Here is a 13,366-nt window from a genome sequence, read left to right on the forward strand (position 1 = left end):
CAGAACTCTTCGGGCAGCGCCTGTTTGGCATTGATGCTGCGTTATCGCCTATTTATGGGGAATAACCACACCACATAAGCTCTGCCTTGCCTAAATACCAAACAGACTGCTGCAAATTTAACCTTGAAAGGTCAACAGACCCTAGACGTAAGCTTTATTACCTAAAGGAGGAAGAAAATGCATTACTTGTGATTAACCTGAACTCTGGTTAAGAGATTTACTAACATGTTGAATCAAAATATATTTTCACTTACTTTTCTCTAGCTAGAAATTTTTAGTGAAAACAAGGCGAAATTACGCGTCAATAGCTAGCCTATTGCAAGTAAATTCAACGCAGTTAGCGCTGAAAATAGCTGCTTGAGATGAATTTATTATCCGCAGTTCAGGTTAATTAAGTAATGCATTAATAACACGCTGAGTTATTGCCAATACTTAGCAAATAATTGCGGGTAATTTTGTTTTAAAAACTTAGGTTTGTCTTTAAAGCGCTTACCTTTAGGTTGGTCAAGCCCTGATGGGATAAAGGGTAACTCATCGTCGTTACGCTCTTCATATAACAAACCTGCAATTAGGTCATACTCATCTAAATACGGATAAGGTTGCTCGTTTAAAAAATAAAGCGGCGTGCACTGAGCCAGGCTATCTGGGTTTTCTAGTGCAGCTTTAAATACGGCTTCACCACGAGAAATTAACCAACAACGAAATTCTGAAAAACCATATTCATCATTACAGCCCGCCATAACAAACGCGGCACCAAATAAGTCCCAGGTATAACTTTGACGCATACAAATACTAAACTGCTTATCAAATTCAATTAATTGCTCATCTGATAAGTCACTCAGTGCCGACTTAAGCGATTGGCACACTGAATCAGGCTCTGCGGTTTTATCTTCCACTGTAACCAGTCGCCAAAAATCAGTTAAGGTTAACTCACTCATGCAATGATCTCTTTTACCCGACCCACTTGGCCGTCTTCTAATTGTACTTTTATTCCGTGCGGGTGATTAGCTGACTTGGTCAATAAACGCGACACAATACCGTTGGTTAAAGTACCACTGCGTTGATCTTGTTTAAGCACAATATTAACCTCTGTGCCTGGCGTTATTTGCGAGCGTGTTGGAACGGCCATATTTAATCTCTATTACAATTTTTTGCGATTATAGCCTGCTTAATAGAATCTCTCCATATTAAAGCTTTTACTAAGACCATAAATGCCAAATACAGCTTAAAATGAGGGATAATTAAACAAAAACACAATACCTATTTTTACTGCTTAAGAAATGAAATAGCATTGTTTTTTATATGAATATTTAAACTAGCTAATGCATTACAAATAAGCTGCACAATGTAATCTAGCTGATTTTTTTGTTTTGCATGCTCTAGTGCAATAGCATCAATAAAATAACAGCTTACGGTAAACTTTGAAGCTAAATTATTTAAATCTGCTGAATGGGTAAGATAACTAAAGCCCTCAACATTATCTTTTATTTGCTCGCAAGCCAGTGTTAATTGCTGACGAATACGCTTGTCTAGCTGCTTTTGGGTTTTAGTCATGGTTTATTAATGCTCGGCGGTTTGTTGCTTTTTAAATTCTTTGTAGCTGTCTTGTTGTTGTTTAACACATTCATGGTATTCCTTGTCAGCCATATGGCTGCATTCATCTAATCGGGCTGATTGAATTTCATGATAGCGGCTATCGCTGCTACACCCTGTTAACACAGCGATTATCGATAACGAAAGTAGATACTTTAAGTTATTATTTAGCATTCAAAATTCCTTATTATTTTAACCGGAAAACTACTGATTTTCGTTATTTTTGCTGTATATTGCACTGGTTTTGTATTTATAACCGTTAAGGGCACGTTATGATGTTGTCGCAGTTACAAGAGCTGTTCCAGCGTATCGATAAAAGTAAATTATTTCAATCATTTGTTATTGCAGTTATTGTGGTTTCTGCACTGACCGTGGGCGCACATACCTATTCGTTGCACCCTACCGCTGAGCTATTTCTACATTGGATGGATATAGGCATTACGGTGTTTTTCTTAATCGAACTGATTATTCGTTATATTGCCAGTAAAGGTATCAAAGACTTTTTCTCCAAAGGCTGGAACATATTTGACTTCATTATAGTGATCGGTAGTTTATATCCTGCGGCAGGTTCGACTATTTTTATTGCTCGACTGCTGCGCATTTTCCGCGTACTACGTTTAGTGTCTATGATCCCGGAGCTGCGCTTATTGGTGAACTCACTAATAAAAGCTATTCCACAAATGGGCTACATTGCACTGCTGATGTTTGTAATTTTTTATATTTATGCTGCTACAGGTAGTATGTTGTTTGCTGAGATAAACCCAGTACTGTGGGGCGATGTCTCTATTTCTATGCTTACCTTGTTTAGAATCGCCACCTTCGAAGATTGGACCGACGTGATGTACGAAACCATGGCGGTGTACAAATTAAGTTGGATTTTTTACTTAACCTTTATCTTTTTAACGGCATTTGTATTCTTAAATATGATGGTGGGGGCTATTTTAGAAGTAATGAGTGAGGAGCATCGCAATGCAAGAGAAGAGCAAGCCGAAACTGACTCACTACCCGCAACTCAAGGCCAAGTAAACGAATTGAAGGCGCAACTGACAGAGTTAAAACAATTACTTAAAAATAAGTAGCAGATTGAATAGGGCAAGTATGTACTTGCCCTATTATTTATACTTTAAACTTGCCAACTAAGTCCGTTAACATTAAAGAAAGACGGCTCATTTCATTACCGTTCTCGCTGGTGCTAACAGCAATATCGCTAACCTCATCAGCCGAATTTTTAATTTCCGTTACGTTTCGGTTTATGTCTTCAGCTACGTGTTGCTGCTCTTCTGCAGCAGTGGCTATCTGGGTGTTTAAATCACTAATATTAACAATAGACGCCGTGATCTCGCTAAACTGTTGTTGCGCCGAGTGCGCAAGTTCTACAGTTTTATTCGTGGTTTCTATGCTGCGTTCCATGTCTTTAGACACTTTGGACGACATAGTGCGTAATTTATCAAGCTGCGATGCTACTTCTTCGGTCGACTCGGCAGTACGTTGCGATAACGCACGAACTTCATCTGCAACCACGGCAAAACCACGCCCATGCTCACCAGCTCGCGCAGCTTCTATGGCTGCGTTTAAAGCCAATAAGTTAGTTTGCTCTGAAATGCCGCGAATAACGCTTAAAATCGACATAATGTTTTCGCTTTCACTATCGAGCTTAGTAATGTCTGCTGAAGCATTATTTATTACATCGCACAGCTGAACCACACTTTCTACGGTTTGTGTAATAACCGATTGCCCCAAGTCCGATGCTTGCTGAGTTTGAACAGCTAAATCCGCCGCATTAGCACAACTGCTAGACACTTCATTAGCAGTAGCAGCCATTTCATTAATAGCCGTTGCCGCCATTTCTAAAGCTTGTTGTTGTTGGCTGGTAGAGCTTGTTAATTGCGCAGCTTGAGATGAGGTTTGCGATGAGGTTTTGCTAACATTTTGTGCGCATTCATTAATTTGCGTCACCAGATCACTGATCAGATTTAAAAATAAGTTAAAGCTAGTGGCTAGTTTAGCAGTTTCATCCTTAGTTTTAATTGCTAAGCGCTGGGTTAAATCACCGCCACCCTGCGATATTTCAGTTAAACCATCACTTACCTCAACAATTGGAGCGGAAATAAGCTTAGAAATATAACTCGCTATCGCAATAAACACACCAATTAACACAGCACTAATAATTAAAATGGTATAAGCCATTGCATTGGCCGCACTCATTACCTCGGACTTTTCTACCACCCCAATAAACTTCCACCCTAAAATGGGAGACGTGTAAATATTGGCCATATACTGTTTTCCATCAATATCGACATCAAACAGGCCTTTGTTGTTTTTAGCTAAATCGGCGTATTTTCCGCCCTCAATATCAGCTAGATTTTTAAATCGGTAATCTGGGTGTTTCACATCCACCAGCACACTGCCGCTGTCTTCAATCAACATTAAGTAGCCTGTTTCGCCTAATTTAATATCGGCAATAATGTCAGTGAGTCCTCCTAATGAAACATCCATCCCTTGTGCACCAATTAACTCGCCGTTATCAATAATGGCTTTGACCGTAGATACAATCACTAAATCATCAGCGGCCCAGTAATAAGCATTAGTACGGGTTGTTTTACCGTTGGCTTGTTTAGCCGTTTTATACCACGGGCGCTGGCGAGGATCATAATTAGCGTTTACGTTTCCCATAGGCCATTGAATATAACCACCTTGTTCATTCCCCATGTAAATATAAGCAAGCCCAGGGTGGGTCTCACCAAAATGATTAAATAAACTATAAGCAGCTTGCTCCGTCGGACTTTGGTTAGGGTGATCAAGCATTACCGTAGTGCCAACATTCATATGGGTTTTTATGTTTTCACGGGCATTTTTAATGGTTTCATGGGAGGCTAAGTAATCTACATTTTTAGCAATTTCAGCAAAAAACATAGTAATTGCATTATCAACTTGGCGGGCTTCACGTTCACTTAACTGAGAAAAATTATCAAGTGCTTGCTCTCTAGTTTGTGAAATAACTAAAGCAGCTATAATTAATAACGGCAAGGCAATTGCAGATGCAAAAGAGAGCTTTAATTTTTTTGATATATTCATGCAATTAACCTCTAAAAACACTCTTAAGAATATAGTGTGGCTAAAGGGGTTGAGCAAGAAATAATATGAGAATATTTCGAAGAGGCAATAAAAAAGGTTAGCAATTAGCTAACCCTTTTACTTGGCGAACTAGAAAGTTATTCACCGTCTACAATAATTCGTAGCATCCGGCGAAGTGGCTCCGCTGCACCCCATAACAGCTGATCGCCTACGGTAAAGGCGCTGATGTATTTTGGTCCCATAGCGAGTTTACGAATACGGCCAACAGGAATACTTAGCGTACCGGTTACTTTAACTGGGGTTAAGTCGGTACTGGTAACGTCGCGCTGATTAGGAATTACTTTAACCCACTCATTGTGCGATGCTAAGATTTCTTCTATTTTCTCAACGCTAATGTCTTCACGTAATTTAATTGTCATCGCTTGGCTATGACAACGCATAGCACCAATGCGTACACATAAACCATCAATAGGTACTGGCTGCTTAGAAGAGCCTAAAATTTTGTTCGCTTCAACCTGTGCTTTCCACTCTTCTTTAGACTGGCCACTTGGCATAGGCACATCAATCCATGGGATTAAGCTACCCGCCAGTGGTACACCAAACTGGTCTTGTGGCAAATCACTCGATGCCATTTTTTCGCTGACTATTTTATCAATTTCTAAAATAGCTGAACTTGGATTATCTAATTGCTTTGCAACACTTGTATGAATAGCACCCATTTGGGCAATAAGCTCTTTCATATTGCGCGCACCGGCGCCCGAAGCTGCTTGGTAAGTCATTGGGCTTACCCATTCAATTAGGTCGTGCTCAAATAAACCGCCCAGTGCTAGTAGCATAAGTGAAACCGTGCAGTTACCACCTACAAAAGTTTTAACGCCTTGCTCAAGCCCTTGCTCAATGACATCTTTGTTAACAGGGTCAAGTACGATAATACTGTCGTCGCTCATACGCAGCGCAGAGGCCGCATCTATCCAATAGCCATCCCAACCCGATTCACGTAATTTTGGGTACACCGCATTGGTATAATCGCCTCCCTGACAGGTAACAATAATGTCCATTTTTGCAAGTTCAGAAATATCACTAGCATCTAAAAGCGGTTTAGCAGGACCAGCTAACTCAGGACCAAGTTGACCTGCCTGTGAGGTGGTGAAAAAGGTGGTGTCGATATGTGCAAAATCATGTTGTTGTTCCATTCGCTCTAGTAATACTGAGCCTACCATGCCGCGCCATCCGACTAATCCTACTTTTTTCATTGTTTGTTCCACTGTTTGATTCATAAAAGGAGCCTATACATTAAAAATTAAAAATTCATTGCGTGAGATTTAATTTTTACAGCCCTAAACTAACACCACCAGCACGCTAAAACTAGTGAATAAAGTCGAACTCAAATTTTTTTCATAATGTAAAAAATGCAAAAGCATACAACGATTATTTTAAACTTTAATAAAAGCTTAACCTTGTTGAAACCTGTATTTACCAAGCTTAGAAGGCACATTGAAAAAAGAGGTTTTGTGTAATTCTACATTCAACTAAAGGAAAAGATAATGAAGACACTTACTTTCGCTCTACTCGCTTTAAGCTCAGCATCACTTAATGTATTTGCAGATACAACGCTTTCAGCAAACACAATGGCATTTAAAGAAAATGAAAAAGTATATTTTGAACGCGCAGAAATAAATGTGGAAGAGCGACAAGGCGTACTAGTCAATACTGCAACAACTTATTACAGCCCAAAGGTATGGATAAATGGACGCTTAGAGCAGTTTTTTGTAGGCTCTACAAATGGAAATCAATTTTGTGAAGAACGTGGTCATAACCAAGAAATTTCAGGAAGTACAATCACTTGTGGGGAAGATGAAAGCGCTTATGGTAACTTTGATTGGTATAACCAATTATGGACAATGAAAAGCACCGGTAGTAAAAACCAATGCTACCAACTTTATGCAACTATAAAGTGTCAGTAAAATATTCAATTGTAGCCCTATGCTAATTATAGGGCTACAAACAATTTAGACCATTAGATGCGATGAACTGATCCTATATAGTCAGTAACGCTATCATTACAACTGCGCGCATCATCACCATTAAACTCCTCGAGTATATAAATTTTTACAGGCGTTTCTAAACCTTTTGCTTCAGCAAGCTTTTCTAAGATCTGGCCAAATTGATTATCTTGATAAGCTAAGGTTAACTTGTCATTAGCCAAGTGAGTAATACTATTAGTTGTTTTTACAATTACCTGAGAATGATTTAGTAGGATATCATCGACAATAACAGAACATGATCTTGCAGCTAGAGCATCATTCGCAAAACCAAAAGAACCAAATATAACAACTGAGCTAATAACCTTTCTTATTAAATTCATGGATATTGTTCCTTTTAAAATAAAATTATAAAACTTAATTACAGCCTGTTAAATGTAAACAACAATCATGCTTTATTTGTTAAAGAATCATTAAAGTTAAATGATTTAGAGGGAGTATGTGTATGAAGTGAATGATGCTTAAGATAAAAGAGAATTAAAAAAACTATTTATATAAAAAATATTAAACTACAACTACGTTTAAAACTGAGATACTAAAAAGCCCTACATATAGCAGGGCTAAGGGTTGTAACGGCTTATTTTAGTCGTTCGAGGGCTTTAAAACTCGTAGCTAAAGCTAACGCTTATCTCTCTAGGCGTTTCTTGAGAACGAATTAGCACATCATTTTGTTCTACTTCAAAGTTTTGTCCCAACATATTTTTCACTTTAAGTGTTAATGTGGTATTAAACGTTGGGTAGTAACTATAAACCATGTCTAACGAGTTTAAAGGTTGTTCGTAAGCGTCATCAAAGTTGTTAACACCCGCAGCTAAAATACGGTCACCAAATACGTTATAAATAACTGAAGCTTGATGCATGCCATCATGCGAATCGTAATTCAATTGTAGGTTGGCAACATACTTTGAGTGGCCAGTCATACGTCGCTTTAGATTTGTAAGGTCGGCGCGCTGTTCTTGTGCAATTTCAACTTCTGAATCACTAACCGTTAAATTACCAGAAGTAAAAAAAGCACCTCCTAATAAATCACTATGCAACTCAGTTAACCATTCAGCTTCTATACCGTAAACATAAGCTGTATCTGCATTGTCAAACTGCAGAGTAAAACGGCCGTCACTTTCGGTTAATAATGCTTCGATTGGGTTATCTATATCTTTATAGAATGCGCCAACTGAGTAGTTATCACCATTGTCCATATAAAATTCGATACGTGCATCAAAGTTATCTAGGTAACTAGATTCTAAGAATGGATTACCAAGCGTTCGATAACCGGTCAACGGATCTTGGAATTGAACAGGGCTTAACTCACGCAAGTCAGGACGAACAACCGTGCTGCCATAACCAAAACGAACCTGGTACGACTGCTGACTATATGTCATAGATAATGAAGTAAAATACTCATCTTCCATCACACTTGCTTGTTTTATCGCATCTGCACTTAATTTATCTGCCAATAAAGCAGGATCGAATGCTGAGCGAGAAAAAGCAAGGGCAACTTGGCGGAAGTCCTCGTAACGCACACCACCACTTAAACGCCAATCTTGAGCAAAAGTGATATCAAAAGAGCTGTAATAAGCATCAATCATTTGCGCTGCTAGGTAATCATCGGCTGTAGGTTCTTGAAACAATAACTCTACATCCGTTGAATCGATAACAGCATCATTAGCAAAGAAACTACCAATTGACAGCGCTTCTTCTTCACTTTGTGCTAAATCTAAAGACTGTGTTTGGCTAAAACGATAGTTAAAAAAGTCTGTGCGGTAATCACGCGTTTTTTCAACAAAATAGCCGCCGCCCGCGATTTCAACTTCAGCGTTCTCAAAGTAAAAAACTTTGTTAACATTAACGCCCCAGTTTTCTACATCGTCTTCTAGCTCAACAAATCGATACAAATAAGGATTACCACCTAAGCTGCCATTATAAAAAGTACGTTGATATTCGCCATCGGCGTACTCATCACGCACCGTTACTTCAAGCTCGCCAGGTATACTCGTCGTCGCTGTTGAATCAGTGTATTGCCAATCTACACCCACACCTTCAAGAAAACTCCACTCTAAATTGTGCATTCCACGAAGTTGAAGTATTTCAAGTTCCCGTTCCTCAAAAGAGGTTAAGTGGCTTCGCTGTAATTGCCCAGCATCAATGCTTAATGACTTTGAAGGCTCTTGGTAAAGCGCAACAGAAGCTTCATCTTCAGTATCTCGTAGCATCATATAGGTGGCTGTTAAATCATGGCCGCCAATTTTATAACCTAAATTTAGAGAGCTATTTAATTTTATATTATGCTTTGTTGATACTTCTTTCTCTGTGGCAGAGTAACAAGTAAAGTCATCTTTTGAACATTCAGATTCAGATGCGTCAACAGAAGAAAGTACTGCGCTAAACTTCTCTGCATTAGACCATTCATTTTCATAAGCAACTGATGCTAAGAAGCCAAAAGAGCCATCTAAACCAAATAAGTTATCAAATCGGTCGCCATAAACAGCTTTAATGCCTGCATCAGGGTTTAAGCTTTCTTTTTCTAAGCCAAAATCTCTTGGTAGTGCTTTTGATAAACTTTTATTTAAGTCTATTGCAGCTGCTTGACCAATATCAGCCCCCTGACGTCTTGACTCAACATCTCTTATATTTCTGTATGAGATATCAGACAAGCCATTAATATAGGTATTTAGCGCCGTTTTAACGGCTCCTGGTAAGGCACGTGTACCATCGTCTTTACCTAACCAGTCATCGCTGCCGCCATTGTATGTATAGCCTTCATCGTTTGTATCTTTATAGCTAGCACCAATCTCAACTTTAAATAAAGTATCGCTTGGAATGCTTTTCGTTCTGATATTAACGTCACCACCACCAAAAGCCGCAGGCATATTAGGTGAATAGGCTTTTTGAACAGCTAAAGATTCAATAATACTTGATGGGAAAATATCAAGTGGAATTACATTTCTGGTCAGATCTGGGCTTGGAACAACCGCGCCATTTAAACGCACGCTTGAGTAACGCTCACCTAAACCGCGTACATAAATAAACTTATCGTTAACTAACGATAAGCCTGTAACACGGCGAAGTGCAGAAGCGGCATCGCTATCACCCGTTCTAGATATTTGCTCTGAACCCATTATATCAGCAACAAATGCCTGATTTTTACGTTCATCAATTACGGCACTAGCACTGCCTTTGAGGCGTGTACCTGTTGCAACAACTTCTTCTATCGCTTCTTCATTGATTATTTCTTGTGCCTGTTCAGCGAAAGAATTAAATGAAGAAAAAAGGGAGAGCAGAGATAACGTTATTAGATTAGTTTTAAACTGCTTTTGATGTTTCATATTTATATCCTCTAAACCTAAAATTCCCTTAAAAAAGGCGCCAGAGCGCCTTATAATTAGAGCCGGTCTAGATTAATTACTAGCGCGTTGTAAAGATGCAGCTACAAAATCAGCCCATTCACTTGATTCACCTTCTTTAAGTGCACCAATGTAGCCTGCGTTAGTGAAGAAAGAGTCAACTTCACTCATGTCTTTCGCTGTTGTAGCTACCGCAGTACCTTGTGAGTCTGTAATAGTTGCTGCAGTTGAAACACCATCCGCACCAAGCACATTTGCAAAATCAGCAAAACCAATCAGCTGGTTATTTTCGCCACCAGTAAACCAGGTATTGATATCAAAGCCTGCTAACGCACCTGTTAAAGAAGTGTTTACGTCTTCAAAATTCTTACCACACGCAAATATTGAACTCATAAATGCGATATCACCGTTGTTTGCATTGGCATGCACACCGGCATCCCCTGATTTATCTTTTTCATTATATAAATCAAAACAGCCAGCACCATCTACAGATGATGAGTTTACAAACAACATATTAGCTAATTGCGCTTTACCCCATTCTTTCATTTCCATACCGGCACCAGTACGACGCCCTTCAGCACCTTGATCACCAGTAGTAACAACGGTTGCATTAGCAATAGTTGGGTTAGAAACAGTCGTTACTAAATCTTGTGCGTCTGCAGATAATGGATCTACTTTTGCGCCATCTGTTTCAAATCCATGATTTCCATATTCATTTGAACGTACAAGAATGTACTGTCCATAGCCTTTCCAACCCTCATCCCAGTCAATACCATCATCACCAGTATCAGTAACAACAATATGTTTAAGATTAACGCTACCACCAAAGAGCTCTATACCATCATCAAAACCATTATGTACATGAACATAATCAATTGTTGTGCCTGAGCCAACAGCATTTAGTGTTAAACCATTTAGCTCATCACCTTCAACGCCAAATCCTGCATACTTAATAACAATATGCTTTAATATACCGCTACTATCTTGCGGGTCATTACCACCGTAATAAGATACAATACCTTCAGCTGAGTGATTACACATGTCTTGTGCCGCAGCTGTCGCTGTACAACGAATAGAATGACCACGTCCATTTACCTGAACGCCACCCCAATCCCCAATTTGAGCGGTTGTTGAATCATCACCATCAACTTCTTTAATGCTTGTGAAAATAATTGGCTTATCTACTTCACCAATTGCTTCAATATTTGCACCACGTGCAATACGAATAAAACTCTCTGGCTTGGTAAACGCAATGGTAGCGCCTGCTTCAATAGACAATGTTGGGCCATTAACATCAATAATAGCGCCTGTAGATGTGTCTACATCGTCACCTATAAATAAAGCACCTTCAAATACATGGGCACCGCCATCGTCTAGCGCAGGGATAACAAAAGAGCTAGTAATTTCTTTTGCATTACTTGCAAATGCTTGGCTGTATAAGCAGTTTACGCCTTCTGCTTCACCTGTAAATGTAGCTCCATCTAATGTGTATGTGGCGCAACTTACAGTATCGCCACCATTATCACCACCTGGGTTAGTCACTGAATTGTCTACACTGTTATCAACTGTCGTAGGTGTAACGTTAATATCTCCACCGCCACAACCAGCAAGTGTTATTGCTGTAGCCACTAAGCTGATTTTGAATAAGCCAGATAATTTCATTGTTCACTCCGTAAAAGTATTTAATTATTGTGTTAGCGCATTAAGTAATAACTTAAGTCACTTTAAGGCACGATACTCATGCACTAAGGTCACTTGAGTTATCGAATACGAAGTACAATACGGGAGTGTTATGACAATGAAGTTACACTTTAATAAACATAAAATGACAATGTTAATTAAATAAAAATCAACAACTTGCTTGAAAAGTGCATGCAAAAAAACCACACAAACTAAATGTTAGTGTGGTTTGAGTAGTGCAATTATGAAATGGTTTTTAGTGCGTCAATTAAGAACTAATAATCGCACTATAAAAATTAAAGTAGTGCTGTTTTTAATGTTTGCGCATGCACTTTTTCGCGTTTTACATATTTGATCCATTGCTGGGCTAAACGTTGTGACTTTTTGTGCTTTTCGGCTTGTTCAAACGCCAGGATAGACGCATCAAAATTTTGTAAATTGTATTGCGCCATTCCTAAAGCAACAAACGCATTTGATTCAAAATCAAGGCCGCCTTTATCCAGCGCCATTCGCGCTGCATCAGCAGCTTCGTCATACTGCTCTGTGTTTACATACACTTCAGCTAAGCGCTGGTCGTATTTACCATGCTCCGAACGCTCTGCAGCTTTGGTAAAGTAACTAATCGACTTAGCATCTTCTTTAGCTTGTACCATGGCCTCGGCTACAAAGGCATAATTTTTAGCCGTAGGTTCAGCAATGCCCTGCTCTATTGCTTTACTCATTACACTGGCGGCTTTGTAGGCAAGCTGATTATATAAATATACCTGCGCAAGCTGTCTTAGGTCAGATTTAGAGGTTAAAAATCCTTGCTGGTAAGCTGCTTCTAAAATACTAAGCTGCTGTTTTTCTTGCCCAGTTTCACCATACATACCGGCTAATTGCACCCAGTACTCAGGTTTATTGTAAAGCTTTACCATACGCTCAAGTACGCTCACTACTTTATCGGTTTGGTTAAGTGAGTAATACATAGCACGTTGCAGTACCAGCCAGTTTTCTTTTGGTACTTTGCCATCGCTATCACTTAAGTTAATGGCTTGAGTAATGTAACTTAGGCCTTGCTCATAGTCTTTTAATTGATAGTAGGTTTGCGCTCTTAATAAATAATACGCATCAGTTTTAGGCTTTGTATTAATGGCATCCCATTTGTCTAAAAATGCAATCACCTTTTTGTAGTCGCTGTTAGCCATTGCAAGCTGCGCTAAACTGAATGTCGTGCTCAAACGCAATGTTTCTGGAATGCCATCTTCTGCAATCACTTTTTCAAATGAGGCAATCGCTTTTACAAGGTCGTTTTCATTGTAATAAATAAACCCATAAAAGTTATGCATCATCGCAATTTCATACGAATTCATACTTGATGAGCGCGCTTGTATGCTGTCAAGCGCGTCTAAACCCGCTTTACTGTCGCCATCATCCGCAAGTTTTTGGGCGCGTGCTAATTGGCTGTATACCTTTTCACGAAGTGCGGGCACTCGTGTTGTTTTTTGTTGTTCAGCGGCCTGTACTGTCGCCAAATTTACACCCGGAAGTACATTCAATGCACTTGGTGTAACAACGCTGGCACTGATTGCAACAGTGCACAACATGCTAAGCTTTAATAGCTTGGTTGTTAGTTTTAATTTCATAATTGCCTCA

The 13,366-nt window shown here is 39.2% G+C and carries 12 protein-coding genes; 2 read left to right on the forward strand and 10 right to left on the reverse strand.

The annotated features are described in order from the left end of the window. Positions 1-419 precede the first annotated feature (419 nt). The 4 genes from CWB76_RS07120 to CWB76_RS07135 form a co-directional block, all read right to left on the reverse strand. Positions 420-938 (reverse strand): DUF4240 domain-containing protein, encoded by a 519-nt coding sequence (locus CWB76_RS07120; protein WP_055012069.1) that lies wholly within the window; start codon positions 936-938, stop codon positions 420-422. Beyond that, entirely contained in the window at positions 935-1,129 is a 195-nt protein-coding gene (locus CWB76_RS07125) for a YwbE family protein (protein ID WP_138606461.1), read from the reverse strand. Before CWB76_RS07125 ends, CWB76_RS07120 begins: the two co-directional genes overlap by 4 nt. Before the next feature lie 137 nt (positions 1,130-1,266). Continuing rightward, complete coding sequence (locus CWB76_RS07130) at positions 1,267-1,554, reverse strand: hypothetical protein (RefSeq protein WP_138606463.1); 288 nt, start codon at positions 1,552-1,554, stop codon at positions 1,267-1,269. 6 nt (positions 1,555-1,560) lie between these two features. Beyond that, the gene (locus tag CWB76_RS07135; protein WP_138606465.1) at positions 1,561-1,767 is read right to left on the reverse strand and encodes a hypothetical protein; all 207 of its coding nucleotides are present in this window, start codon (positions 1,765-1,767) and stop codon (positions 1,561-1,563) included. A 101-nt stretch (positions 1,768-1,868) separates the two neighbouring features. Here CWB76_RS07135 and CWB76_RS07140 point away from each other — a divergent pair, with 101 nt between their 5' ends. Then, positions 1,869-2,672, forward strand: coding sequence for an ion transporter (locus CWB76_RS07140; RefSeq protein WP_171039603.1), 804 nt, complete (start codon positions 1,869-1,871; stop codon positions 2,670-2,672). 37 nt (positions 2,673-2,709) lie between these two features. Here CWB76_RS07140 and CWB76_RS07145 read toward each other — a convergent pair whose 3' ends face one another. Both CWB76_RS07145 and asd read right to left on the reverse strand, forming a co-directional pair. Beyond that, complete coding sequence (locus CWB76_RS07145) at positions 2,710-4,668, reverse strand: methyl-accepting chemotaxis protein (RefSeq protein WP_138606468.1); 1,959 nt, start codon at positions 4,666-4,668, stop codon at positions 2,710-2,712. 137 nt (positions 4,669-4,805) lie between these two features. Beyond that, entirely contained in the window at positions 4,806-5,945 is a 1,140-nt protein-coding gene (gene asd / locus CWB76_RS07150) for an aspartate-semialdehyde dehydrogenase (RefSeq protein WP_138606470.1), read from the reverse strand. A 267-nt stretch (positions 5,946-6,212) separates the two neighbouring features. Between asd and CWB76_RS07155 the strand changes: the two genes are divergently transcribed. Next, positions 6,213-6,632 (forward strand): hypothetical protein, encoded by a 420-nt coding sequence (locus CWB76_RS07155; RefSeq protein WP_138606472.1) that lies wholly within the window; start codon positions 6,213-6,215, stop codon positions 6,630-6,632. Between the two features lie 53 nt (positions 6,633-6,685). On the opposite strand, the gene CWB76_RS07160 is transcribed toward CWB76_RS07155, so the two are convergent. From CWB76_RS07160 to CWB76_RS07175, 4 genes are all read right to left on the reverse strand, one after another. Continuing rightward, complete coding sequence (locus tag CWB76_RS07160; protein ID WP_138606474.1) at positions 6,686-7,033, reverse strand: hypothetical protein; 348 nt, start codon at positions 7,031-7,033, stop codon at positions 6,686-6,688. Between the two features lie 276 nt (positions 7,034-7,309). Further along, positions 7,310-10,033: a TonB-dependent receptor plug domain-containing protein gene (locus CWB76_RS07165; RefSeq protein ID WP_138606476.1), complete on the reverse strand. Its 2,724-nt coding sequence runs from the start codon at positions 10,031-10,033 to the stop codon at positions 7,310-7,312. A 72-nt stretch (positions 10,034-10,105) separates the two neighbouring features. Next, entirely contained in the window at positions 10,106-11,713 is a 1,608-nt protein-coding gene (locus CWB76_RS07170; RefSeq protein ID WP_138606478.1) for a beta-helix domain-containing protein, read from the reverse strand. Positions 11,714-12,027: 314 nt separating this feature from the next. Continuing rightward, positions 12,028-13,356 carry a tetratricopeptide repeat protein gene (locus tag CWB76_RS07175; RefSeq protein ID WP_138606480.1) on the reverse strand — a complete coding sequence of 443 codons (1,329 nt, stop codon included), beginning with the start codon at positions 13,354-13,356 and terminating at the stop codon, positions 12,028-12,030. Positions 13,357-13,366: the final 10 nt, after the last annotated feature.

It is taken from the genome of Pseudoalteromonas sp. S1609 (assembly GCF_005887255.1).
In the GTDB taxonomy this organism is placed as follows: Bacteria; Pseudomonadota; Gammaproteobacteria; order Enterobacterales; family Alteromonadaceae; genus Pseudoalteromonas.

Coding starts and splice junctions, on each gene's coding strand:
- CWB76_RS07120 (WP_055012069.1), bottom strand. CDS start 938: ATGAGTGAGTTAACCTTAACTGATTTTTGGCGACTGGTTACAGTGGAA.
- CWB76_RS07125 (WP_138606461.1), bottom strand. CDS start 1,129: ATGGCCGTTCCAACACGCTCGCAAATAACGCCAGGCACAGAGGTTAAT.
- CWB76_RS07130 (WP_138606463.1), bottom strand. CDS start 1,554: ATGACTAAAACCCAAAAGCAGCTAGACAAGCGTATTCGTCAGCAATTA.
- CWB76_RS07135 (WP_138606465.1), bottom strand. CDS start 1,767: ATGCTAAATAATAACTTAAAGTATCTACTTTCGTTATCGATAATCGCT.
- CWB76_RS07140 (WP_171039603.1), top strand. CDS start 1,869: ATGTTGTCGCAGTTACAAGAGCTGTTCCAGCGTATCGATAAAAGTAAA.
- CWB76_RS07145 (WP_138606468.1), bottom strand. CDS start 4,668: ATGAATATATCAAAAAAATTAAAGCTCTCTTTTGCATCTGCAATTGCC.
- asd (WP_138606470.1), bottom strand. CDS start 5,945: ATGAATCAAACAGTGGAACAAACAATGAAAAAAGTAGGATTAGTCGGA.
- CWB76_RS07155 (WP_138606472.1), top strand. CDS start 6,213: ATGAAGACACTTACTTTCGCTCTACTCGCTTTAAGCTCAGCATCACTT.
- CWB76_RS07160 (WP_138606474.1), bottom strand. CDS start 7,033: ATGAATTTAATAAGAAAGGTTATTAGCTCAGTTGTTATATTTGGTTCT.
- CWB76_RS07165 (WP_138606476.1), bottom strand. CDS start 10,033: ATGAAACATCAAAAGCAGTTTAAAACTAATCTAATAACGTTATCTCTG.
- CWB76_RS07170 (WP_138606478.1), bottom strand. CDS start 11,713: ATGAAATTATCTGGCTTATTCAAAATCAGCTTAGTGGCTACAGCAATA.
- CWB76_RS07175 (WP_138606480.1), bottom strand. CDS start 13,356: ATGAAATTAAAACTAACAACCAAGCTATTAAAGCTTAGCATGTTGTGC.